This is a genomic window from Chryseotalea sp., assembly GCF_057350905.1.
This window is the reverse complement of the sequence record NZ_JBMRCF010000008.1, coordinates 845,091-868,652: the sequence shown is the minus strand read 5'-3', so window position 1 is coordinate 868,652 and position 23,562 is coordinate 845,091. Positions and strand designations below refer to the sequence as shown.

Below are 23,562 nucleotides of genomic sequence, written 5' to 3'. Positions count from 1 at the left end.
AAAAATTAATTACTAGGGAAAGGAGGGTTTGGAATTGTATCTCCTCCCGTATCAGAACCACCACCACTGGCTAGTACCGCTGCTACTCCGATTATTGCCACTACAGGTATTGCTTTCAGCAACAATGGAATAGTAGGTGTTACCATAAAGGGTTTTGATACGGCCACATCTTGTGTGTTGCGGGTATCTGTAATCCTGATGATGTAATCTTTACCCTTACCCTGTTTCTTCGGAATATAGAGCGTGTAGGCTCCATTGTTAGGCTGATTTAGTGCAGCAACAATTTGCTGTCCGCCATTCAGAAATTCGATATTGATTGGATTACTATTACCGGGCTTCCAGTTAATAATGTGATTTTTGCCACGCTTCATTTTAGTGGCTGTTGTTATGTTGGTAAACTTCGCTACCGACACAAACTGCTTGCCTCTTACTTCTAATGAAAGTCTGCCCTTGTATGGCCCAAGTTCCTCACGAACGTTCCATTCAATCTTGCGGTCTGTACCGGGTTTCACTTCATTACCTACATCACCAACAACTTTTGTTAGGGCTGTATTAAAATTGCTTTGTGAGCTGTACAGGGCAATTTGATACTCGTTATTAGGATTGCTGTCTTCTAAATCGTAGTGTACGATTATCTTTTCACCAGCCAACTCCACACGTTTGATTGTTACCTTTTGGGCAAAAATTGGGGTAGCGGCCAGCAGCAGTAAAGCGATTGCTGTTACTTTCATAAGGGGGCATTGGTTTTAAGTAATAATAAAGATACTAAAATCACCCATAATACCTTATAAAAGGTACATGTAACTCCCGCGAAATAAAATTCTGTTTAACTGTGCTGCCCTCTTGTGTATAGGCCGTAATCAAGGAAGTAGCGTGAATAAATGGGATAACGCCTCATTTGAATCAATTTTGGCACTTTACCCTCTTCCTGTTTAATCTCATAGAAATACTCAAAACCCTTGGAAATTTTAATGGTTTGAACAATTTCTTGTCGTTGACGGGTATGAATATTAAGTATTTTCACCCTTAAGTGAAAAGTGCCCTGCGTGCTCTTAATGCGGATGAAGTTTGAAGGCGTTTTATTATACAGTCTGCCATTTACAAAAACCTGCACAACCTCCGATTTTCTTACAGTGCTAATAGCAATACCAGATGTATAGGCCTGAACTTTGGTGAATATCAAAAGAGCCAAAAGAATTATTACCACCCTCCTTTTCATACCTGTCTGTTTATTCTTTAACAGCAAGGCCTATGCCAGAGCTTACCGAACATTAAGCTCCTCACGCAGATTCGATAAAATATTTTGAAGTGCTTCCTGCCAGGTGGGAGCGGCATCCCATTCCTTACCTACATATACATTGTTGAACTCGAGCTTCTTAAAATAGAATTTGTAAACACTGGTGAGGCCAGCACTATTATTTAATCCTTTAGTTGCCGGATAACCCAATAATTCCCTGGCTTGTTTTTCCGGAAGGTGAATTGATTGCATCACATACCAGAATCCCTTTAACCTTAGTTCAGCATCAGTGATGCTGTCACCAACAAACTCCACTTTAAATGGATAGGTGCTCATAATCCCTTTTAACGTTTCATTATCTTCTATGCGATCAGAAAGTCTTACTGCTAGTCTGTCAACCCGTAAATCACTGCTGAGGGATTCTATTCTGCTGCCTTGTATAATATTCAGCCTTACTTCTGTTTCCGGCTGATCGTTTATCAGATAATTTTGCCGTGTAAAGGTATTCTGCACGTCCCTATTCATTTGTAATAGTAATTCGCCCAGGGCTGTTTTGTCAAGCTGCCAGGCTGCTTGTTTTGCATTGATAAAGGTAAACTTCTGGTTAAACTTTGTCATGGTACAACGATACCCTTGTTGGCTTTTCTGAATAAAAACAAGGTTGCTTATCTCGCGCTTTTGTATGGCCTCGAAAAGACTTCTTCTTACATCATGCCCTGAGAGTAGCTTCTCAATTTCTATGGCCAGCACAGCATCTATACCTACACCGGCAAATGATTCCTGTATACGCGTTAATTCTTTCTGACTCAAACTGCTGTTATAGAATAACAAGCTACGGCCGCTAAGAATGCGCTCAGGCATTTGGTTAACAATCGTGAACCGTTGAAAAAAAACTTCTTCAGTATCGGGTACACATTGTGCTTGCAGGGCGTAGTCTGGCAAGTAGCAAAAACTCAGTAGTAAAATGTAGATCAGTCTCATGGATTGCACGGACAAAGAACGAAAAAATGTTGTTTAGATTGCAAGGCTTGTTGTGGTAATTTAGTTTTAATGAGTTTTATCAAATTTTACTGCAATTGGCATTAAGCAAAATGTGTTTACTGAGTATACGTTAAACTTTTCGTCAACTGTCAATTGTGATATGCTAATCCGGCAACTGGATAAACAAACCCTCTTCATTAAGTTTTACTGCAAAGGTGGACAGATCGGCAGACCGTTGCTGGCTTTCTCTACCCGTGCGCAAATCGAAGCAGTAGTTATGCCAGGGGCAAATAATTTCATTTCGGAAATTTACATGACCTTTACTCAGTGATTCTTTATTGTGTGTGCAAAAATCATCAACCGCAAAAAACTGCTCTCCTCTGCGCACCAGTGTAATTCGATACGGGTCTACCTTTAGCAATTTTGGCTTTCCATCAGGTAATTGCGCAAAAGCCTGCTCCTTTTGTGTAAAGATTTTTACCCACATAACGATTTGCCTTTGCTTAGCCTGCCTAATTTTCTACCTTCGGATTTAGTCATAACCTAAACGTATGAAAAATTTATTAATGAGTGCAGTGCTTTCTCTGCTAACACTTTCTGTTACTGCACAGGTAAGCCCTAAACTGCAAACTAAAGTGATGCAGCAGGCTGCTGCCATAGAGCAACGCATGATTGAATGGAGACGCAACATCCATCAGTACCCTGAGCTATCTAACCGGGAAGTTAAAACTGCTGAGAAAATAGCTGCTCACCTTAAAGCATTGGGTATTGAAGTGCAGACGGGCGTTGCGCATACAGGGGTTGTTGGGATACTGAGGGGTGGTAAGCCTGGGCCGGTGATTGCTTTGCGTGCAGATATGGACGCTTTGCCTGTAACTGAACGCAACAGCCTTGCTTTTGCTTCAAAGGAACGCACCACTTTTAATGGACAAGAAACTGGTGTAATGCATGCCTGTGGGCATGATACCCACGTGGCTATGCTGATGGCCACTGCGGAAATACTTGCCCAGAACAAAGCTGAATTAAAGGGCACTGTAAAATTTATTTTTCAACCCGCAGAAGAAGGTGCTCCGGCTGGTGAAGAAGGGGGTGCCAATTTAATGGTAAAGCAAGGAGTGCTTGAAAATCCCAAAGTAGATGTAATCTTTGGTGCACACATTCAGTCCATTGCTCCGCTGGGGCGTATTACTTATAAGCCTGCCGGTTTAATGGCAGCTTCCGATTGGTTTAAAATTAAAGTGTATGGTAAGCAGGCACATGGTTCAGCTCCCTGGGGAGGTATAGATCCTATTGTTGTGTCTGCTCAAATCATTAACAGTCTGCAAACCATTGTAAGCCGATCGGTTAATCTTACACAAGAGCCTGCAGTAGTTACGGTGGGTCGTATCAATGCTGGTATTCGCGAAAATATTATTCCTGAATATGCCGAGATGGCCGGAACCATCAGAACATTGGATACAAAAATGCAAGACGAAATTCATGAGAAGATGAGGGTAATGGTGACTAAGGTTGCCGAAAGTATGGGCGCCAGAGCCGAAATTGAAATTCAAAAGATGACGCCTGTCACGTATAACGATCCGGCACTTACTGAAAAAGTTGTGGCTAGCTTACAAAAAGCAGCTGGTGAAAATAATGTGGTGAGAATTCCTTCAGTAACTGGTGCTGAAGATTTTGCCTTCTACCAGCAAAAGGTGCCGGGCTTCTTTTTCTTTGTAGGTGCTTGCCCACCAGATAAAGATCCTTTAAAAGATGCTATCGGTCATCATACACCTGATTTTATGATTGATGAACGTGGCATGTTAGTTGGTCTTAAAGCCATGTTAAATCTTACCCTTGATTATATGTACGCCAAATAATCAAGTGCTGAACTTTATTCAAGTACTTCTGTTATTACTTTAAAATTAAACTAACCAACATGTCAAAAATTACCTTGGGCGGAAAGCCCACCAATACCAATGGAGAATTGCCTGCTGTAGGCAATACCGCACCTGATTTCATTCTTACCAATGCAGCTGATATGAGCGAAGTATCCTTGAAGAACTACGCAGGCAAAAATGTAGTTATGAATATCTTCCCCAGTGTTGATACTGGTGTATGTGCAGCATCGGTTCGTAAATTTAATGCAGAAGCCAGCAAACTTAATAACACGGTGGTATTATGCATCTCTAAAGATCTGCCCTTTGCGATGAAGCGTTTCTGTGGTGCAGAAGGGTTAAACAACGTAGTAACGCTAAGTGATTACCGCAATAAAGGTTTCTCAAAAAACTATGGTATAGAAATTACTGATGGCGCTTTTGAAGCATTGGATGCACGTGCTGTCGTAGTTGTAGGTGCTGATGGTAAAATAAAACATACCGAGTTAGTTCCTGAAATTGGTCAGGAACCTAATTACGAGGCAGCTATTAAAGCGCTCTAAATCATTCGACTTTATTCTAAAAAACTCCTTGAACACAAGTGTTCAAGGAGTTTTTTTATGCCCAAGGAAAAATTAACCATTTGTTAACATCTCCGACCTAACGGGGTAATGGCAAAAGAGAATTTTTACATGAATTCTGACTGTGCCTACACCAACACAAGATATTGCGCAATTTCAATCGATGAAACAAGGTAATCGTCTTGCTTTCAACTCACTTTTTATAACTTATTACAAAAGCCTTTGCCAGTTCGCCTACCAATACACCAGAAATAAAGAAGAAACAGAAGAGATCGTCAGTGATGTTTTCTTTTCGCTTTGGCAAAACAAAGACCGGATAAACATTGAGCAGAGCGTAAAGGCTTACCTATACACATGCGTAAAACATGCTTCTATTGCCTTGGTGAGAAAAAGACAGCCACTCTTCAACGATCTGGAGGATGTGCTCAATAGTTATGCTGAGCGGCATCATGAGCCTGATAGCCTTCATGAATATATTGAGCTTAAAGAGTATTTCAATCGTGTGGTAGAGGGTTTACCAATCCGTTGTCGTCAAATTTTTATTCTCAACAGGTTTGATAATTTGAAGTATAAGGAAATAGGAACACTCTTAAATATTTCAGAAAAAACAGTCGAGAATCAAATCGTGAAGGCCCTTGTTGTGCTCAGAGGTGCCCTCAGCAGGTATACAACCAAACATTATTAAGCCCTTCTTTACTCCGCTTTTAAAAAATTATCGGGTCCTTTCTCAAATCACGCCTCCCTTAACAAACACATAACACATACTTAATACCGAAGCATAGTGGTGCCAGGCTGCTATTTCACTCTACGCAGTAGTAACAAATGCTATGGAGGAAAATATTCCAATAAACCTTATTGTTCGATATTTATCGAATGAGGCCAGTTCAGATGAACAAATTCAACTCTTTGACTGGATTTCACTTAATGCAGAGAATCAAAAAAGATTCAATGAATTTTGTGAAGTCTGGAATAAAACCTACACTCACCATGAAGATTTTAACGAGCAGCAAGCACTTCATTCACTAAATACCAGAATTGATAAACTTGCACCTTCAACAGAGAAAAAAATAAACTGGCTGAAGGTGGCTGCCATTGTTAGTGTATTCGCCATGGTAACTGCAACGCTTTTTATTTACACAATAAAATCTGTTGCTCCTGAGGTAGCCTACGTTATCAAAACTAATCCTCCCGGCCAAAAATCGCACTTTCAATTAAGTGATGGCACAGTGGTGTATTTAAATGCAGGTAGCAGTATTCATTTGCCTGAACAATTCAATGACCACATGCGTGAAGTACACCTGCTGAAAGGAGAGGCTTTTTTTGAGGTTCATAAAGATTCGCTTCGTCCATTCATTATTCACACGGGTGATGTGCAAACCAAAGTGCTGGGTACCTCTTTCAATATAAAGTTTGATGAGACAACAACCGAAGTGGCTGTGAGAACTGGGCTCGTAAGTGTAGGCAATGGTCAGTACACTGAGTTGCTCAAAGTTAATGAGAAGCTTACACTGAAAGGCAACAACATCATTCGTGAACAAGCAGACCTGGAATCTATTCTCGCATGGAGAAACAACACCTTGATTCTTAATAACCTGAGCCTTGCTGATGCCGCTACAAAAATTGAAATGTGGTACGGGGTTGAGATATCCTTTGCTAACACTGCCATACAAGAATGCAAAATAGCGGGTAAGTATAAAAATCAAACACTTGAAAACGTACTAAAAGCCATTGCTTATGCTGCCGAAATTGAATTTGAAATTAAAAATAAGGAGGTGAAAATATCTGGAAAAGGATGCCAATAAAAGAGCCGGAGCCATAGTGGCCCCGGCAGAAATTGAATGACACTGTCCGCTTCTTGCAGGAAATAGAGCAGTGAATTCAACAGCTAAGTCAATCTGTAATCAACTTAAACTATTTCAAAAATATGCAAAAAAGATTACCCACACTTATCCGGGTACTACACATGACAACTAAATATGCCCTGACAATACTGCTTGTGCAATGCCTGACCTTGAATTTGCTTTTTGCAAACAATGGAAACGCACAAAATTTATATGCAGTACCTATTTCGATCACTGCTCATGACAAAAGTATCAGTGATATATTCTCACTTATAGAAAAAGATACAGAATTTACTTTCACCTACAATCCTAAAAAAGTTGATCTGAGCAAGCGAATTACTTTGACTGCTACTGATAATTCTTTAGGTAAAGTGCTGGATAAAATATCAAAAGCCAATCAAATAAGTTTCCATCAGATCAATACCATTATTGTGGTAAATGCTGCTTCTGCTAAAGCATCAACTGCTTTGGGAAGTGTGAGTGGTAGAATAGTTGATGCACAACTCAATGAATCTTTACCTGGTGCGAGTATTCGAATACTAGATAGCAATATCGGCACAGTTACAGACCTCAACGGAGAGTTTACTTTGCGTGTACCTGAAGGTGAGATAATACTGGAGTTTACTTATATCGGATTTAAGAAAGAGGTTCAACAAGTAAATGTGGTGGGCAATGCTAATCTCTTTGTTGAGGTAAAAATGAGCAACGATATCCAGGAATTAGAAAATATTGTTGTTACAGGTACTTTACAAGGTCAACAACGTGCTTTAAATCAGCAAAAGTCTTCGGATAATATTAAGAACATTGTAAGTGCAGATCAGATAGGGCGTTTCCCTGATGTAAACGTGGCTGAAGCTTTACAACGTGTACCTGCAGTAAACATTGAACGCGATCAGGGTGAAGGCCGCTATGTTTTAGTGCGAGGTCTTGCTCCACAGTTTACCAACATCAGTATCAATGGAGAACAAGTGCCCTCTCCTGAAGCAGGTGTGCGCTATGTTGCTTTAGATGCAGTGCCGGCAGATCAATTAGCTTCCATTGAAGTTTCCAAAGCCATTACCCCCGACATGGATGGCGATGCGATTGGTGGTAGTGTTAATTTAATTACACGAACAGCACAAAGTGAAGAAACATCCGTGAGGGCATCTGCACTGATGGGTTATAATGATATTGTAGGAAGAGCCAATCTACAAGGATCACTCGAAGTGAGTAAACGCTTCTTAAACAATAAACTTGGTGTAATGCTCAACTCCAGCTATTATGAAACAGACAGAGGCTCTGACAACTGGGAGCGCGATGGTGATGAAATGGAAATTCGTGATTATGAATTGGTAAGAACGAGGCTTGGTCTTAGTAGCACCGTTGATTACAAGTTTAATAATCAGAACGAGTTTTATTTCCGTACGCTTTATAACAAATTTACCGATCGTGAGCAACGCAGAACTTACTTGTTAGTACCCAATGTGGATAATTCACCTTTTGAAAGCATTGAAATAGAGCGTGCAACCAAAGACAGGTTAGAAAAACAAATTGTAAGCAGCTTTAACCTGGGTGGTAAACATACCTTCGCAAAATTTAATCTCGATTATGAAGTCGCGTACGCTGAAGCCATACAAGACACACCCTTCGATATTGAAGTAAACACTGTAGGCGAGTTCGATGACATTCAAATCGACTTCGCTACCAATCCTGAGTATCCCACATTTACGGTAAATGGTTTAGGCAATCTTAATCCTAACAACGATTACCTTAACAATGCTAATTACGAGTTTGATGAATTTGTAAGTGGTCGTACCTATGCATTGGATGTAAACAAAACGGCTAAGTTTAATATTGGCATTCCTTACCAGTTAGGTACAGGTGATGGTCTTTTCAAATTCGGTGGTAAAGCACGCTTGAAGGAAAAAAGTTTTGATATCACCGAAAACGTTTTTGGCTGGGCCGGTGGTGATGTTGTTTTCGGTGATTTAGAAGGCGACTACACATTAGAGAAATTTCAAGGTGGCCCTGCGGGCGAATTTCTTAACGGCAAATACCTGATCAGACCAAACATTGATGTTAGCCGTGTAATGGATCACTTCAATAATAATCGCAACGGTTATGAGTTGGATGTAGAGGGCAAGCTGGCAACAGAAGCAGTAGAATCATACAGGGCTACTGAAGATGTGTACGCGGCTTATGCCATGACAAAAATTCAGTTGAAGAAAATAATGGTTTTAGCCGGTCTGCGTTTTGAAAGCACCAAAGTTGGCTATCAATCAGAGGAAGTATACTACGATTTTGAAGGTGACTTAGATGAGATTGTACCAGTCTCCGGCACCACAGATTATGCATTTTTACTTCCTCAAGTTCATGCACGGTATCGCATCAATGAAAGCACTAACATCCGCTTTGCCGCCACACGCAGTTACTCCCGCCCTAACTTTGAGAGCATCGTTCCTGCGCAGGAGATTGATTTAAATGCACGCGAAGGCAATGTTGGTAATCCATTGTTAAAACCTGTATCAGCAACCAATTTTGATCTTTTAGGAGAAAAGTATTTCGGTACTGTTGGTATTCTTTCTGGGGGCGTATTCTATAAACGTTTAAGCGATTTCATTTTTAATAAACGTTTTGAAGTAAGCTCTTACAATGGTCGCAACTTTGGTACTGATATTCAACTTACACAAGCTCAAAATGGTGAAGTCGCTAACCTCCTTGGATTTGAGTTGGCCTACCAGCAAAATCTGCTTTTCCTTCCTGGTAAACTAAGTGGGTTAAGTGTTTATGCAAACTATACCTTTACAAGGTCAGCTGCTGATATTCAATCACGCGAAAATATCAATGAAACTGAGGAAGTTCGTCTGCCCGGTCAGGCTAAGCATGTTGGAAACTTTTCATTGGGTTATGACTTGGGGCGCTTCAACATTCGTTTGTCAAGCAACTTTAATGGCGAGTACATTACAGAGCTTGGTGATGATGCCAGTGAAGATCTTTTTGTAAAAGACCGCATGCAAGTAGACGCAACGGCCACCTTCACTATTAATCCAAAATTCCGTGTATTCACTGAGTTTCTCAATATCACTAACCAACCTTTTGAAGTATACCAAGGCAGGGAGACCAGATACGTGCAACGTGAATTCTATTCGTGGTGGACACGCATTGGTGTAAAGTTTGATTTTTAATACAACAAGATATGAGTAAGAAAATTTATAATATATTAACGCTCGTCAGTTTGCTTACACTGGCAAGCTGTGCGGATAATGAGTTAGACGTAACACCCAACGACAGCAATTTTCCTTTTCAACTTATTGTTGATACAGACGAGGGGGGTGACTTGGCCGATGCCGAAGACTATGGACTTGAAATAAAATTTGCAGATTATCTAGGCGAATTGCCTTCTGAAACCATCACATTGTACTATGCGATTGAAGGTGAAGACAGCTTTGAGGATGTTGTAACAATCGACAAAGTGATTTATGAAGTAGAAATTGATGATTGTGTGTATGAACGTGAATTAGATTTCGATCCAATTGCTAAAACCATTACCCTGGTTAGCGATGAAGATCTTGGTTCTGTACCCGAAGCCTTTGAAGTGGTTTTTCTTTTGCCCGGCACTGATGACACTGAGGGCGCTTTCGAGTTTACAATAACCGATCTGCAATCAACTATTAAAAATGTTATAGTTGGTGAACCTTCTGCCTTCGAATATGAAGTACTGGATAATGAGGTGGCTGGTGAATGGGTATGGGAACTCGCCTCTGAAGATGATTTTGAATCGTTCAAGGAAGTTTTTGGTGTAATCTCTCCTGACCTTGCTGATCTGGCTTTCGAAGATATCCTTGAAGACGATGGCGTTAGAATTATTCGTCTACAGTTTGAATACGGTGAAATGAAGTTTGAAATAGAGCTGGCCGAAGAAGAGACTGTCTGTGAAGATGGAGAATCTGACACAGAGTACAAGCAATTGGAGATTGAGGCTGAGTATGAAGCAGAAGATGGAGAACTCTTGTTAGAAGGCAGCCATCTCATCCTCAGCGAAGATGATGGTGAAGTAGAGGACGAATTAGATTTCAAAGTTATTGCTGTCTACAGTATTAATGAAGTAGATGAAAGCATTAGTATTACTTTCCAAAAGATTATCGATGAGGATAACTATGAGGAGGGTGAGGAGCTTTTTGCTGCATCCCGCGTTTTTACCTTTACAAAGGACTAATAAAGTGAAGAAAAGAGCTTTCTGAAATCAAAAGGAAGTTCTTTCTTTGCAAAATTTTATTCCATGCGCCATAACGTCTTATCATTTTGTACAGTGCTTATTCTTTTTTCTGCTTGTGCTAAAAAACAGGGAGAAATTTCAGGTCTATTTACATTAGCAAGTAGCGCTTCCAAGCTTGACTATAAGAAAATTGATGAGGCCTCTGGCCTGGACGCAGGCATTGTGAACAAGGGTAAATTCTGGACACACAATGATAGCGCGGGTGATCCTGAGGTTTACCTGATCGATAGCCTGGGTAAACATATCGGAACCGTGGTGTTGGAAGGACTTATTAACAGAGACTGGGAAGACATTACCGTTGGCACTGGTCCTGAAAAAGGTAAGAGTTATGTTTATGTAGCCGAGATTGGTGACAACAATGCTGTACACGATATTAAATATATTTACCGTTTTGAAGAACCTCTGTTACAGCAAGACCAAGTATTAACAATCACGGCTATTGATACCATTGCCTTTCAGTTCGATGATGGCAAGCGTGACTCAGAAGCTTTAATGATAGATGATGCGACAAGCGATTTGTACATTTTCAGTAAGCGTGAAAAACAAATCAGTTTGTATACCCTTCCATTTCCCCAACGCACCGATACATTTTTAATAGCCAATAAACAGCTAACCCTACCACTTACTCAAGTTGTAGGGGCTGACTTTAATGTGTTGACAGGAGAAGTGCTTTTAAAAAATTACGACTCGGTGTATTACTGGAAAAGAAAAGAAGCGGAAAGTATTGTAGAACTTCTTCGCAACAAAGCACAAACTTTACCCTACGAACCCGAGCCACAAGGCGAATCCATTTGTTTCGATTCGTATGGCCAAGGCTATTATACTGTTAGCGAAGCAGCCAAAGGCATAAAACCTGCCTTACTCTTTTATAAAAGAAACTTAATTAATGAAAACCTTCAATAGCATTCTCACAATCAGTGTACTAAGTTTTTTACTCATCCATTGCTCCTCCAAGACAGAAAATAATGCTCTTGCACAAAGTGATAGCACTGCTTTAAGGCCGGTAGTGGTCTCACAAAAAGTAAAGCATGACAGCGATGATCCTGCCATCTGGATTAATCCGCAAGACTCAACAGAAGTACTTATTATTGGTACTGATAAAGGGGGCGATACAGGAGATGGGGGCTTATTTGCTTTCAATCTCTCTGGTAACATCGTTGATAGTGTTCGTCCTCTTAAAAGACCTAACAATGTTGACATTGCTTATGGTTTAATCCTGAATGGAAAGCGTGTTGACATAGCCGTTTGTACTGAGCGAAATGCCAAAAGCATTCGTGTTTTTAGTCTACCTGACTTAGAAGCACTGGACAAGGGAGGTATACCGGTTTTTGAGGGTGAAGCAGACTCCTTACGCGATCCGATGGGCGTAGCCTTATACACCAATCCGGTTGATCAAAAAATATATGCCATTGTTGGAAGAAAAACCGGACCCCAAGACGGCAACTATCTCTGGCAATATTTATTGGAGGACGATGGAAGTGGTGCTGTCAAAGCCAGCGTAAAACGAAAATTCGGTTTCTATAGCGGTAAAAAAGAAATCGAATCGATAGCTGTAGACAATGAGCTTGGCTTTGTCTATCATTCAGATGAGCAGCATGGCATCCACAAATCATATGCACATCCTGATAGCAGTAGTGTGGAACTTACCCTTTTCGGAACATCAGGTTTCACCGAAGACATCGAAGGAATTTCCATTTATAAAACTGACGATAGCACCGGTTATATCCTTGTATCCGATCAGCAGGCCAATATGTTTCGCATATTCCCCCGCGAAGGAAGTCCGGATAAACCACATGAGCATCCAGAGATATCTTTCTTTTTTGCTTCAACATCAGAAAGTGATGGAAGTGATGTGATCAATGCTGTACTGCCAGGATTTCCAAAAGGTGTATTTATAGCCATGAGTGACGATGCCACCTTTCAATTTTATGATTGGCGTGAGATCAGCAGAAAAATAGTTCGATAACATTACCGGGCAGGTCTTTGATCTGCCCGGTTCATTTAACGCTTGCCTTCTCTCCGGCAGCGGTCACTACAGTACTTTATCTCTTCCCAGTTCTTCTCCCATTTCTTACGCCATGTAAAGGGCTTTTGGCAAACCACGCATACTTTCTGGGGTAAATAGGATTTATTCCCTTTGCTCATGCTTTTTAAACAAGTTTTTATACCAAGGGTTAATACCTTCTGCAAAAAATAAAATTCCTGTATCTTCGTTCAATGTTCATGCGCACAATACTGCTTGGTTTCTTTTTATTTCTTTCTTTTTCACTGCTGGCGCAGGAGGAAACAGGTGATGCTGAAGACAAACCCTTTACCATTGATGGTGCCTATCAGTTAGACCTGAGTCAAAAAGACGATTCTATTGCCAGTCCTAAAAAGAAGAAAGTAAAGAAGAAGGTCTTTTATGGTATCAAGACTAAAAAAGCCTTTACCCGCAAAGGCATGGGTGAGCGCATTGTTTTTGAGAAATTCTTTATTCTTAAAACGCCAGAAAACCCCCAGACTTTTGTCAGGGATGTCTATTGGTTTGACTATAAACGCACAGAAGTTCGCAAAACTGCACCTTCAAAGTTTGATCCCAAAAGCGGCATACTATTACACGGTCCCTATGAAAAGTTTATGCTGGGTGGTGTAACACTGGAGAAAGGCATCTTCTACAAAGGCACTAAGCATGGCCGCTGGATGCGTTACAATCGCGACAGTGTGCTACTCGATAAAGAAAAATATTTCAAAGGGTGGCCTAAAGAATCACAACTGACTTACTATGATCCGTTTGAAAGAAAAAAATTAAAAGAAATTATCCCTATCGAATATGGTGAAAGAGAGGGTTACTATTACCTCTTTCACGAAAATGGAAAACCTGCAGTTGTAGGCGAATATAAGTTCGGCAAAAAAATAAACGACTGGATTGAATATTATCCTGATGGCAGGCGCAAGAAAATAATTTCATTCCCCAAAGAACCCTTTGATCCTGAAACAAAAGCTTTTGTCCGGGTAGAGTGGAACGAGAAGGGAAGGGAAATTTACAGAAAAGTGAGATAGGTTAAAATTTGATTGATCAGTCATTACGCTGCTCCCCGAAATTGTAATTCTGCTCTTCCGAATTTGTAATTCTGAAGCTCTACCCTTAGGTCTGCAACCTTAACTTTAGTAGGTTGCTTCTCTTCCAATAAGTTAGAAGGGAGAATTAAAAATTCTTTGATACGGCTTCCGGATTGTAAATCCGGAAGAGCTATGATCTAAAAATTAAATATAAATTCTTAATAGTATAAGCCATAAGCTTTAACACCCTTCTTGTTAAACTCAATTGCAGGAAAGGGTATCTTTAAAATGTTCAAACTACCCAACACACGTTTTAAAAAAATACTTCGGGTTGGTATCTTACTCAAATCAACATCCAAACTTAGTAGCACTTGTCTGTAACGATCATAATTCGGAGCTGGTTGACCATTAATAAAATCAGGATTTTCAAATTCCCCCAGCATACCATTGGCGCTATAACCAAGGGCTACATTTAACCAGGCAGGTAGGTTGGAATTTTTGGCAAACGATTTTAGATTAACTGAAAGCCAATACGTATGTGAGTTGTAGTCCAGAAAAAGTTGTTCAAAAGCATTTTCTCCGAGTACGCGCGGCCTTACTTTGGCATAGGGTGAAGGTGAAAAAGAATATTTCATTTTTATACGTTGTTCATCCCATCGCCACTCCTGCAAAGTAAATAGTAAACTCCCCGAAGTATTAGCCACCACATCACCCATAGAAAAACCATAACCTTCATAAATACCATCAAATATTTCTACCGGCAGTTGCAGTATAAAACCAAGTGAACCTCCCCAAAGCAAGGCTTTGCTTTTTGGAACACCCGCCCATCGCAAAGCGTAGTAGCCAGCGCGACTCTCTTGATACGCAATAAAACTGTGCGCAAGCTTATCCATCTGTAGATAACCTGAATTATCGTTGTACCAATGAAAGGGTACACGCTCATAATCTCTGTACCAGATTTCACTTAAATAGAGCATGCCTCCTGCGTAAAAGCTTGCCTCTGTTCCGGCAACCAGCCATAGTCTTTTTTTATTAACCGTACTTACCGAGTCAGTAAGTGTTGCTCCGTACACATTTGCTGCAATCAACAATGGTATAGAAAATAAAATATTTCTCATTTAGTTAACCATCAAAACGCTATTCACTATACTCACCCTAAGTGGGTTATTTTTAATTTATATCACACCAATTTATATCTTCACACTCAATCCTCAAGTAAGTCTGAGACTATATCAATAAAATAAATACAGGCCATTGCTTACAACCTTTTCGCTATTGTCAGTGTCACTATATAACATCACCAACCACTTAGAGAAAATGGATCGGTACCTGCTCACCTTATTTGCTGTTGTTTTTATGACTTTTTCAGGTTGTCAGCCTGAATTGTCGCATGAAACTTTATGTGTTGCAAGATTAAAGGGGCGTATTGTCAGTGATAGCCCGGCTTGTGCGGGCGTAGCTATTCAAATTCTTTCTGGCTCTTTTCAGCCAGCGCATGTGGATGCAAGCTGGCAAAATGCTTTTCAGCCTAATGCAACCGTCTATCAGAATGTTTTTAAAACTTATCCCTACTGTACCTCAAATGAGGAACAACTAAAAAGATTTGAGGATATACTCGAAGCAGGCGGTGAGTTTTACTTTGTTTTCACGAACAGGGAAGATAATGATTGTGCTATTTGCAAACCGCTCGTATCGCTTCCTGAAAAAGTTAATGAAATTGAAATTGTTGATTTGGCGTGTGAAGACGTCATTATTTTTGAATGAACATTTTCAAAAAGCATTTAGCTGCGATTGCAAAGTCGCAGGCAGTGTCAGGTAAGGAGCTTACAATTTCCCTCTCAAAAACTCTGCTGTAAAACCCTTGCCTTTCTTCGCCATCTCTTCCGGTGTTCCTTCAAATACCAACTGACCTCCTCTTTTCTCTCCCCCTTCTGGCCCTAAGTCAATAATCCAATCGGCACATTTAATGATTTCCAGGTTGTGTTCAATCACGATTACACTATGCCCTTCATCCACCAGGGCATTGATGGCTTTTAATAATTTACTAATGTCGTGAAAATGTAAGCCGGTAGTCGGTTCATCAAAAATGAAAAGAATATTACCATCCGGTGAGTTTTTACCTAAGAAAGAGGCAAGCTTTACGCGCTGCGCTTCACCACCGCTTAATGAATTAGACGACTGACCTAGTTTTACATAACCCAATCCCACCTCATACATAGGCAAAACCCGGTCGTAAATGGCCTTGCGCTCTTTAAAGAAATCCAACGATGCCTCTACTGTCATGTCTAGTACATCGGCTATATTTTTTCCGTTTACTTCTACCTCCAGCACTTCCTGCTTAAATCTTTTGCCATGGCAGCTCTCGCATTTCAAAAAGATATCGGCCATGAACTGCATCTCAACTTTAATCTCTCCTTCGCCCTGGCAGGTCTCGCAGCGTCCACCCTCTACGTTAAATGAAAAATGAGATGGTTTATAGCCACGCTGTTGTGATAAAGGTTGATCGGCATATAAATTTCTTACGGCATCATAGGCTTTCACATAACTAACCGGATTAGAGCGTGAAGATTTGCCAATTGGATTCTGGTCCACAAATTCAACTTGGGTAATCCTGCTAAAATCGCCTTCAAGCTTATCATACTTGCCCGGAGTTTCTGCTACGTTGCCAGTTAACCTGCCCATAGCAGGATATAAAATTTTGGTTACTAGTGTTGATTTACCTGAACCGCTTACTCCGGTAACCACTGTAAGTGTATTGAGCGGAAACTTAACTTTCAGATTCTTCAAATTGTTTTCGCGTGCACCCACTACGGTAATGGAGTCTTTCCACTTTCTGCGTGCCTTGGGTATTTCAATCTTATCTACACCAATTAAAAAGTTAATGGTATGTGATGCGATGCGCTTGTTTACATCGCTAATCGATCCTTGAAACACCAATTCACCGCCATGCGACCCGGCATCTGGACCAATATCAATAATCTGATCCGCAGCCCGCATGATTTCTTCTTCGTGCTCCACAATAATTACTGTATTACCTAAGTCGCGTAACGATTGTAGTACTTCTACCATCCTGGCTGTGTCTTTCGGATGAAGGCCAATGCTCGGTTCATCTAATACATACATAGATCCAACCAAAGCACTGCCCAATGAGGTGGCCAGCTTTATTCGTTGGTATTCTCCCCCAGACAAGGTAGAGGTAACGCGATTGAGTGTCAGATAGCCCAGCCCCACCTTCTCCATGTACTCCAGGCGCGATCGTATTTCTGTGAGTATGCGATCTGATATTTTCTGTTCGTAAACAGGTAGCTTTAGCTTCTGAAACCAAGTCAACGCCTCCTCTATTGGCATCAGCACAATGTCGGTAATGGAAGTATCTGCAATTTTTACATACTGTGCATCTTTGCGCAAACGTGTACCCCTGCAATCAGGGCAGGTAGTTCTTCCCCGATAGCGCGACAGCATAACACGGTACTGAATTTTATGTGTTTTGGATTCGAGGTATTTGAAAAATCCATTGATCCCATCAAAGTACTCGTTACCCGTCCAGAGCAATTCGCGCTGCTTTTGATTGAGTTCGTTATATGGTCTGTGTATCGGAAAATCGAATTTGATACCATTTTTCAACAAGGGTTTTTGCCATTCACTCATCGCTTCGCTTCTCCAGGGTGCAATGGCCCCTTCGTACACCGACATGGATTTATCCGGAATAACCAGGTCTTCGTCTATCCCCAACACCTTGCCAAAACCTTCGCAGGTCTGGCAGGCTCCATAAGGATTATTAAAACTGAAAAAGTTGACTGATGGCTCAGTAAAAGTCATGCCATCTAACTCAAAACGGTCTGAGAATTTTAAGACAGCCCCCCCTTCTACATACACATGGCAATCGCCCTCTCCTTCAAAAAAGGCTGTTTGTACAGAATCTGATATTCTAAAAACGGTGTCCTCATCTTCTGCATTGACGGAGGCACGATCGATCAGAATTTCAAAAACACCGGTGGGTTCACTCACCTTTTTTACTGCGGTTTTCTTTTTTGTCTTAGGCCCCTCCTCAACAGGCACTACGGGGTTTAGCATTTCCTCTATAAACTTCACCTCCCCGTTCATCAGTATGCGTGCGAAGCCCTTGCTTAATAAAAGGTTCAGCTCTTCACTGAGTTTACGCCCCTTCTTAATATGCAGGGGGCAAGCCACCATGATGCGGGTGCCTTGCTTTAACTTATTTATCTGATTAATTACTTCTGTAACGGTATCGCGCTTTACCTCCTTGCCACTAATGGGTGAGTAAGTAGTGCCTACGCGGGCAAAAAGTAATTTCAGATAATCATAAATCTCAGTAGTGGTGCCTACAGTAGACCGTGGGTTGCGTGTATTAACCTTCTGCTCAATGGCTATGGCGGGTGAAACGCCCTTTATATAATCCACATCAGGCTTTTCCATACGCCCCAAAAACTGTCGGGCATACGAGCTTAAGCTTTCTACATACATACGCTGACCTTCCGCAAAAAGGGTATCGAAGGCCAAAGAGGATTTGCCTGAACCTGACAGACCGGTAATCACCACCATCTTATTTCTGGGAATGGCTACACTCAGGTTTTTAAGGTTATTAACCCGTGCCCTTTTAATGATGATAAACTGCTTGGGATCGAGTTGGTCGATGTCCTGTTCGATAGTTATACTGTCTTTTTTCATTGAGTTTTTGCAGGCCTTTCCCCGATTCAATCGAATTGGGTGTTATCTGAGTAGCGAAGATGGTTTAAACACAAACACCATCCTTTCAGATGGTGTTCAATTTATAGCAAACTTTTAAGGAATTTAGCAAAGTGGCAATATTAACAAGCCTGAAGTTGCTTTAAGGTAATCTAGTCAAAGTCAGGATCGTAGCTGGCTTCTTTACCACCACGTTTTCCTCCTTCATAATCATCATCATCACCGCCACCACCGGCTCCATAACTATCGTCAGTATCGTTGCCATAGTCGTCATCGCTATCGCCTCCTCCTGGTGCATTATCCCCAAATTCATCCTCCTCCTTCTTCTCAACATCATACTCACCATCGCTGTTTTTAACAGCAGGAACCTTAATCAGGTAGGTGGCATCTTCTGTTTCCAGCGGGAAAACAAAAATCGGTTCTTTTTTAGCATTGGTAATACGGGTAATACTTCCCTCGTATCCTGCAGGGTACTGATCCTTCAATAATTCCTTTAGATCGTCCGTTAGGTTATCTAAACTCTTAATAACGCGCTTCTTACTCGTGGCCATAATTGGTTAAAACTGCAAATCGGGTTCAAATAGGGCGATAAAAATCATTGTAGGCAAGATTTTTCAAAAAATTTTTTGCGCAATTTCAGAAAGTTTATACCTTTTCACTCTAATCACTCACTAAAACCCCATACTATCGAGCTACATTTCTACGTTACCTAAAAGCAAAGCAGATGATTAATAAAGGATGTAGTGACAGTGAATTAGTGTCACTTTATCAAAACGGTAACGATGGGGCTTTTGAAATTCTCCTACACCGACACAAGTCGCGCCTGTATACGGCCATTTATTTAATAGTAAAAGACCGCTATAAGGCTGAAGACCTTTTGCAGGAAACCTTTATCAAAGCGGTAAACACTATAAAAGGTGGCCGCTATAACGATGAAGGTAAATTTTCTGCCTGGATTGGCAGAATAGCTCATAACCTGGCAATTGACAGCTTCCGTAAGCAAAAGCGCTATCCGGAAATTGTGTTGGAAGATGGTAGCAAGGTTTTTAACTCAATGGAATTTGCAGAAGCATCCATGGAGGACAAACAGGTGCTACAGGAATCTAAGGCAAAACTTCGTATGCTGATTAAAGATTTACCTGTCGAGCAAAAGCAAGTATTGATTATGCGCCATTACCTAAACATGAGTTTCCAGGAAATTGCAGAACGCACAGACGTGAGCATAAATACGGCCTTGGGACGCATGCGTTACGCGCTTATCAACTTGCGCAAGAAGATGATTAATAACAGAGCCTATGATAAAAACTTTTACCCAGAACGACCTGATCCGGTTTTTGTACCAAGAGACTACGGAGAAGGAGACGGAGGAAATTAAGCATGCATTACTTTCCGATCCGGAATTGAATGAGCAATTCAATCAATTATGTTCACTTACCAAAGAGTTAGACGGAGGTTTATTAAAGCCTTCTTCCACTACGGTACTGAATATATTGAGTCATGTAAGAAGTGTTTCTTCGGTGAAACGCTAGATACAAGCAAGCTCAATCTCCTTACAGGCAAGGCAACCCTCGCTACTGAGACATTCAGTAACGAAGGATTTAATTGCCTCAGGTAAATTTTAATTCGTGTAGAGAAGCTCCCAGTGAATCAGTTCACTGTCACGAGCTACTTCCTTAAATCCATTTTTCTCCAAAACCCGGTGTGAGCCCCAGTGTTCCAACGGTGTGTCTGCTGTAATTGCATCCAGATCTGGATTTTTGAATGCCCATTCTACCATGGCCTCAAGCGCTTCGGTAGCATAATTCTTCCCGAAATACTGACTATTCAATCCATAACCAACCATTGCCTTACCTTCTTTTGGCAAGCCTGAAAAGCCGATACCTCCTATCGCTACTGATTCCTGTTTAAGAATGATGAGCCAATTGGTATACCAGGCAAAATGCTGAGGGTGCTTCAGCGTACTCTCAATCCAGAATTCTATGGCCTCCTCCAAATGAGGTAGTGTTTCCGGATCATCATGGGGTTCAATGCTGTTAATACCCAGATTCGTTGCTAAAGCTTGTCGTTGATGCTTATAGAGATGTAGTTGCTCGTGCGACAAAGGCACAAGTACTAGTCGTGTTGTTTCTAACATGGTAAAATTTAGTTAATGAAGAATAAAAGAACAGTGCGCTTAGATGAAAGCGCAATAAACGTCTGCTTGATGTGACGTTTAAGCTGGAACAATTCCAGGCTCGATCGGATGTATTTTATTCTTTTTCAGAGGCGTTTGCTCACAGCAAAGGTAAACAAAAAATGAGTGGGAGCCGGTATGGTGAACTTTCAAAAGTTCGCTGCTATTTTGCACTGTGAAAATTCTCCTTGTCCACCAGCACTTTAATACTCCTGAAAAGGGTGGAGCCTTACGCTCCTATTTCCTGGCTTCGGCCCTGGTGGAACATGGCCATGAGGTTATAGTCATTACTGGTCACAATCAAAGCACATCACTACATGAAACTCATAAAGGTATCTCTATTCACTATTTACCTGTGCCATATGATAATGCCTTTGGCTTTTATAAAAGGATCCGCTCTTTCCTAACATTTATATTTTTAGCATGCAAGACTGCAGTTGCGCAACAACAGTTGGAACGATGTTATGTAATGTCTACACCCCTAACTGTTGGCTTAGTGGGTATTTGGCTAAAGTGGAGAAGAAAGGTGCCTTTCATTTTTGAAGTAGGTGATTTGTGGCCGGAGGCGCCAATACAACTTGGCTTTATCAAAAATTCAATGCTTAAATTTTTATTAAGAAGACTGGAGCATTTTATCTACAGGCAGAGCCATGCTGTGGTGGCCTTGTCTGTACCCATGAAAAAAATTATTGAGCAACAAGTGCCCGGTAAAACAGTGCACTTATTGCCCAATATGGCAGATCTCGATTTTTTCAGACCGGAGCTTAAAAAGGAAGTACTTGAGCAAAAGTTTGGCGTGCAGAATCGTTTTGTTATATCATACATTGGTTCGATTGGTTTTGCCAATGGACTTGAGTTCATGCTCGATTGCGCCAGAATTACTGAGCAGGCAAACTTACCTGTCGCATTTTTGTTTTGTGGAGAGGGGGCTGTGTTGGAATCACTCAAATCCACCACAAAAAAATTAGCGATTAATAATGTGGTTTTTGTGCCCTTCTCCAATCGTGAAGGTGTAAGGGAAGTGATGAACGTTAGCGATGCTGTTTTCATTTCCTATCGTAATAAACCGGTTTTAGAAACTGGCTCGCCTAATAAATATTTTGATGGTCTGGCAGCGGGAAAATTAGTTATTACCAACTTCAATGGTTGGATTAGAGAAGACATTGAAGTACATGATTGCGGTTTTGTAATTGATTATCACAAGCCTGAAAATTTGGCAAAGCAATTACAGCTCTATCTCGAGGACAAAAATATGTTGCGCAGGGCACAGGAAAATGCACATGAACTGTCCAAGAAATACAGCAGGAAAAAACTGGGAGAGGAGTATGTTGAGCTGATGACTCAGTAAATTGAGTATGCTTATTTAATTAATACTTCTTAAATATTCATTAAGCTTTTCCGTATCTGAAAACTGCACCACTTCAAATCCTTCTGCCACCTGACTTGATCTCCCCTTAATATTATTACCTGATACTTTTGACAGGATTTCTGATGGATCGACTACTTGTGCGTGGTAAAGCATTTTACCATTCAGGTGTTTTACCATGCCGGGAAGCAAGTTGGCAACCACCCAATTCTGGGAGGCCACACTGATGATGCCCATCTTGCGGATATCTGCTACAAATTTTTGCGTATTTAGTTTTGTAAAGGCCGCCAGCACAGCAGTGTTGATAGTAATAAAATGCTGGTCGTTTTGAACCTTGCCCGTGTAAACTAAAAAGAGTGTGTCTAACACTGCATCGTAATACACTTGAGCACTCTTGTCTTTAAAAAATTCCTGCATACTTAAACTTGTCTGTCAATCAGGTCTTCGGCAAAAGTGCGCAGTGCTGCTTTAGCTTTTACATTACCTTTTACAGCATCCAGACTCTTAAAGCCTTTGTTAAAGTAGCTATTAATTTTTTTATTTGCCAGCGCAGGAATGCTTAATTCATCATAGACCTTCTTAACAGCTTCAACTTTTTCATTTTTATTAAATTTTGTCAGCGATAACCAATGTGTTAATGTTTGTTTCTGCTGGTCACTTGCCTTTTCAAAAGCCTTGATCAATAAATACGTTTTTTTATTTGCAATAATGTCTCCCCCCACCTGTTTACCAAATTTTTCCGGATCTGCGTAAGCATCCAATAAATCATCTTTCAACTGAAAGCCTATCCCGATGTTCACACCGAAATCGCGCAAAGCTTTTTGTTGTTTTTCATTGGCATTCGCTAAAATAGCCCCCAACTCTAAAGCAAAGCCTAAAAGTACAGCCGTCTTCAGTTTTATCATGTTGATGTATTCTGCTTCAGTTACACCGTCTCGCTTTTCGAAGTCCATGTCGAGTTGCTGACCTTCGCATACCTCTGCTGCACACTTATTAAAAGCCTTTAACACCTTCTTCAGCTTAGCATCCGGCAAGGTCATGAACATGTCATATACTTTTACAAGCATTACATCGCCTGAAAGAATGGCTGTGTTAATATCCCATTTTTTATGCACCGTAGCCTTACCCCTTCGTAGGGGCGCCTGATCCATAATATCATCATGCATGAGGGTGAAATTATGGAAGGCCTCTACTGCCAATGCATAGGTTGTGATGGACTTCACATCCTTTTTGTACAGTGAATAGGCCAATAAGGTGAGTAAAGGACGCATGCGTTTGCCTCCAATGCTCATGATGTAGCGAATGGGTTCGTAAAGTGAATCCGGATTTTTGCCAAACTTCTGCTTAGCTGCTTCTTTTTCAATAAGTTCAAAAAAATTCACAAGTCGTATTTAAGGAATATTATTAACAAGCGCTTTTAAAAAATGTTTAAATGAGTATCTGTGCCTTGTTTGCCACAGATCACACAAATTTTCACCAATAAAAGTACAGCTTCTGTTTAAAATCTACAGCTATCAAAGCTTAAA

At 40.8% G+C, this 23,562-nt stretch carries 24 protein-coding genes; 13 read left to right on the top strand and 11 right to left on the bottom strand.

Going from position 1 to position 23,562, the window contains the following annotated elements:
• Positions 1-5: 5 nt before the first annotated feature.
• The 4 genes from ACO1XM_RS12340 to ACO1XM_RS12325 form a co-directional block, all read right to left on the bottom strand.
• Positions 6-731 carry a Ser-Thr-rich GPI-anchored membrane family protein gene (locus tag ACO1XM_RS12340; protein WP_486229343.1) on the bottom strand — a complete coding sequence of 242 codons (726 nt, stop codon included), beginning with the start codon at positions 729-731 and terminating at the stop codon, positions 6-8.
• Between the two features lie 95 nt (positions 732-826).
• A complete protein-coding gene (locus ACO1XM_RS12335) occupies positions 827-1,219 on the bottom strand; it encodes a hypothetical protein (RefSeq protein ID WP_486229341.1) in 393 nt (130 codons plus the stop codon).
• Positions 1,220-1,261: 42 nt separating this feature from the next.
• Positions 1,262-2,218: a hypothetical protein gene (locus ACO1XM_RS12330; protein ID WP_486229339.1), complete on the bottom strand. Its 957-nt coding sequence runs from the start codon at positions 2,216-2,218 to the stop codon at positions 1,262-1,264.
• Positions 2,219-2,381: 163 nt separating this feature from the next.
• Entirely contained in the window at positions 2,382-2,705 is a 324-nt protein-coding gene (locus ACO1XM_RS12325; RefSeq protein ID WP_486229337.1) for a Rieske (2Fe-2S) protein, read from the bottom strand.
• A gap of 64 nt (positions 2,706-2,769) precedes the next feature.
• Here ACO1XM_RS12325 and ACO1XM_RS12320 point away from each other — a divergent pair, with 64 nt between their 5' ends.
• The 8 genes from ACO1XM_RS12320 (at position 2,770) to ACO1XM_RS12285 (ending at position 12,714) form a co-directional block, all read left to right on the top strand.
• On the top strand, positions 2,770-4,074 hold the full coding sequence (locus ACO1XM_RS12320) for an amidohydrolase (RefSeq protein ID WP_486229335.1): 1,305 nt from the start codon (positions 2,770-2,772) through the stop codon (positions 4,072-4,074).
• Between the two features lie 59 nt (positions 4,075-4,133).
• Entirely contained in the window at positions 4,134-4,634 is a 501-nt protein-coding gene (gene tpx / locus ACO1XM_RS12315) for a thiol peroxidase (protein WP_486229332.1), read from the top strand.
• A gap of 181 nt (positions 4,635-4,815) precedes the next feature.
• The gene (locus ACO1XM_RS12310) at positions 4,816-5,337 is read left to right on the top strand and encodes an RNA polymerase sigma-70 factor (protein ID WP_486229330.1); all 522 of its coding nucleotides are present in this window, start codon (positions 4,816-4,818) and stop codon (positions 5,335-5,337) included.
• Positions 5,338-5,479: 142 nt separating this feature from the next.
• Positions 5,480-6,454 (top strand): FecR family protein, encoded by a 975-nt coding sequence (locus ACO1XM_RS12305; protein WP_486229328.1) that lies wholly within the window; start codon positions 5,480-5,482, stop codon positions 6,452-6,454.
• 122 nt (positions 6,455-6,576) lie between these two features.
• Positions 6,577-9,657, top strand: coding sequence for a TonB-dependent receptor (locus tag ACO1XM_RS12300; RefSeq protein WP_486229326.1), 3,081 nt, complete (start codon positions 6,577-6,579; stop codon positions 9,655-9,657).
• Positions 9,658-9,668: 11 nt separating this feature from the next.
• Complete coding sequence (locus ACO1XM_RS12295) at positions 9,669-10,688, top strand: hypothetical protein (RefSeq protein WP_486229323.1); 1,020 nt, start codon at positions 9,669-9,671, stop codon at positions 10,686-10,688.
• Between the two features lie 63 nt (positions 10,689-10,751).
• Positions 10,752-11,651 carry a hypothetical protein gene (locus ACO1XM_RS12290; protein WP_486229321.1) on the top strand — a complete coding sequence of 300 codons (900 nt, stop codon included), beginning with the start codon at positions 10,752-10,754 and terminating at the stop codon, positions 11,649-11,651.
• Positions 11,635-12,714, top strand: a complete 1,080-nt coding sequence (locus tag ACO1XM_RS12285) for a phytase (protein ID WP_486229319.1) — start codon at positions 11,635-11,637, stop codon at positions 12,712-12,714. The genes ACO1XM_RS12290 and ACO1XM_RS12285 overlap by 17 nt, the downstream gene beginning before the upstream one ends.
• 35 nt (positions 12,715-12,749) lie before the next feature.
• On the opposite strand, the gene ACO1XM_RS12280 is transcribed toward ACO1XM_RS12285, so the two are convergent.
• Complete coding sequence (locus ACO1XM_RS12280) at positions 12,750-12,893, bottom strand: DUF2256 domain-containing protein (protein WP_486229317.1); 144 nt, start codon at positions 12,891-12,893, stop codon at positions 12,750-12,752.
• 78 nt (positions 12,894-12,971) lie between these two features.
• On the opposite strand from ACO1XM_RS12280, the gene ACO1XM_RS12275 reads away from it, so the two are divergent.
• Entirely contained in the window at positions 12,972-13,790 is an 819-nt protein-coding gene (locus tag ACO1XM_RS12275) for a toxin-antitoxin system YwqK family antitoxin (protein WP_486229315.1), read from the top strand.
• Positions 13,791-14,008: 218 nt separating this feature from the next.
• Here ACO1XM_RS12275 and ACO1XM_RS12270 read toward each other — a convergent pair whose 3' ends face one another.
• On the bottom strand, positions 14,009-14,908 hold the full coding sequence (locus ACO1XM_RS12270; protein ID WP_486229313.1) for a DUF2279 domain-containing protein: 900 nt from the start codon (positions 14,906-14,908) through the stop codon (positions 14,009-14,011).
• Positions 14,909-15,107: 199 nt separating this feature from the next.
• Here ACO1XM_RS12270 and ACO1XM_RS12265 point away from each other — a divergent pair, with 199 nt between their 5' ends.
• On the top strand, positions 15,108-15,554 hold the full coding sequence (locus ACO1XM_RS12265; protein WP_486229311.1) for a hypothetical protein: 447 nt from the start codon (positions 15,108-15,110) through the stop codon (positions 15,552-15,554).
• Positions 15,555-15,614: 60 nt separating this feature from the next.
• On the opposite strand, the gene uvrA is transcribed toward ACO1XM_RS12265, so the two are convergent.
• Together uvrA and ACO1XM_RS12255 are read right to left on the bottom strand one after the other, a co-directional pair.
• Positions 15,615-18,479, bottom strand: a complete 2,865-nt coding sequence (gene uvrA / locus ACO1XM_RS12260; RefSeq protein ID WP_486229309.1) for an excinuclease ABC subunit UvrA — start codon at positions 18,477-18,479, stop codon at positions 15,615-15,617.
• Between the two features lie 170 nt (positions 18,480-18,649).
• Positions 18,650-19,048 carry a hypothetical protein gene (locus ACO1XM_RS12255; protein WP_486229307.1) on the bottom strand — a complete coding sequence of 133 codons (399 nt, stop codon included), beginning with the start codon at positions 19,046-19,048 and terminating at the stop codon, positions 18,650-18,652.
• A 173-nt stretch (positions 19,049-19,221) separates the two neighbouring features.
• Between ACO1XM_RS12255 and ACO1XM_RS12250 the strand changes: the two genes are divergently transcribed.
• Positions 19,222-19,872 carry an RNA polymerase sigma factor gene (locus tag ACO1XM_RS12250; RefSeq protein WP_486229305.1) on the top strand — a complete coding sequence of 217 codons (651 nt, stop codon included), beginning with the start codon at positions 19,222-19,224 and terminating at the stop codon, positions 19,870-19,872.
• On the top strand, positions 19,793-20,026 hold the full coding sequence (locus ACO1XM_RS12245) for a hypothetical protein (protein WP_486229556.1): 234 nt from the start codon (positions 19,793-19,795) through the stop codon (positions 20,024-20,026). The genes ACO1XM_RS12250 and ACO1XM_RS12245 overlap by 80 nt, the downstream gene beginning before the upstream one ends.
• Before the next feature lie 89 nt (positions 20,027-20,115).
• Here the strand turns inward: ACO1XM_RS12245 and ACO1XM_RS12240 are convergent, their stop codons facing one another.
• Positions 20,116-20,631 (bottom strand): GNAT family N-acetyltransferase, encoded by a 516-nt coding sequence (locus ACO1XM_RS12240; RefSeq protein ID WP_486229303.1) that lies wholly within the window; start codon positions 20,629-20,631, stop codon positions 20,116-20,118.
• 214 nt (positions 20,632-20,845) lie between these two features.
• Here ACO1XM_RS12240 and ACO1XM_RS12235 point away from each other — a divergent pair, with 214 nt between their 5' ends.
• On the top strand, positions 20,846-22,018 hold the full coding sequence (locus ACO1XM_RS12235) for a glycosyltransferase family 4 protein (protein WP_486229301.1): 1,173 nt from the start codon (positions 20,846-20,848) through the stop codon (positions 22,016-22,018).
• 15 nt (positions 22,019-22,033) lie between these two features.
• Here ACO1XM_RS12235 and ACO1XM_RS12230 read toward each other — a convergent pair whose 3' ends face one another.
• Both ACO1XM_RS12230 and ACO1XM_RS12225 read right to left on the bottom strand, forming a co-directional pair.
• On the bottom strand, positions 22,034-22,453 hold the full coding sequence (locus tag ACO1XM_RS12230) for a hypothetical protein (RefSeq protein ID WP_486229299.1): 420 nt from the start codon (positions 22,451-22,453) through the stop codon (positions 22,034-22,036).
• A gap of 2 nt (positions 22,454-22,455) precedes the next feature.
• Positions 22,456-23,418, bottom strand: a complete 963-nt coding sequence (locus ACO1XM_RS12225) for a polyprenyl synthetase family protein (protein WP_486229297.1) — start codon at positions 23,416-23,418, stop codon at positions 22,456-22,458.
• Positions 23,419-23,562 lie beyond the last annotated feature (144 nt).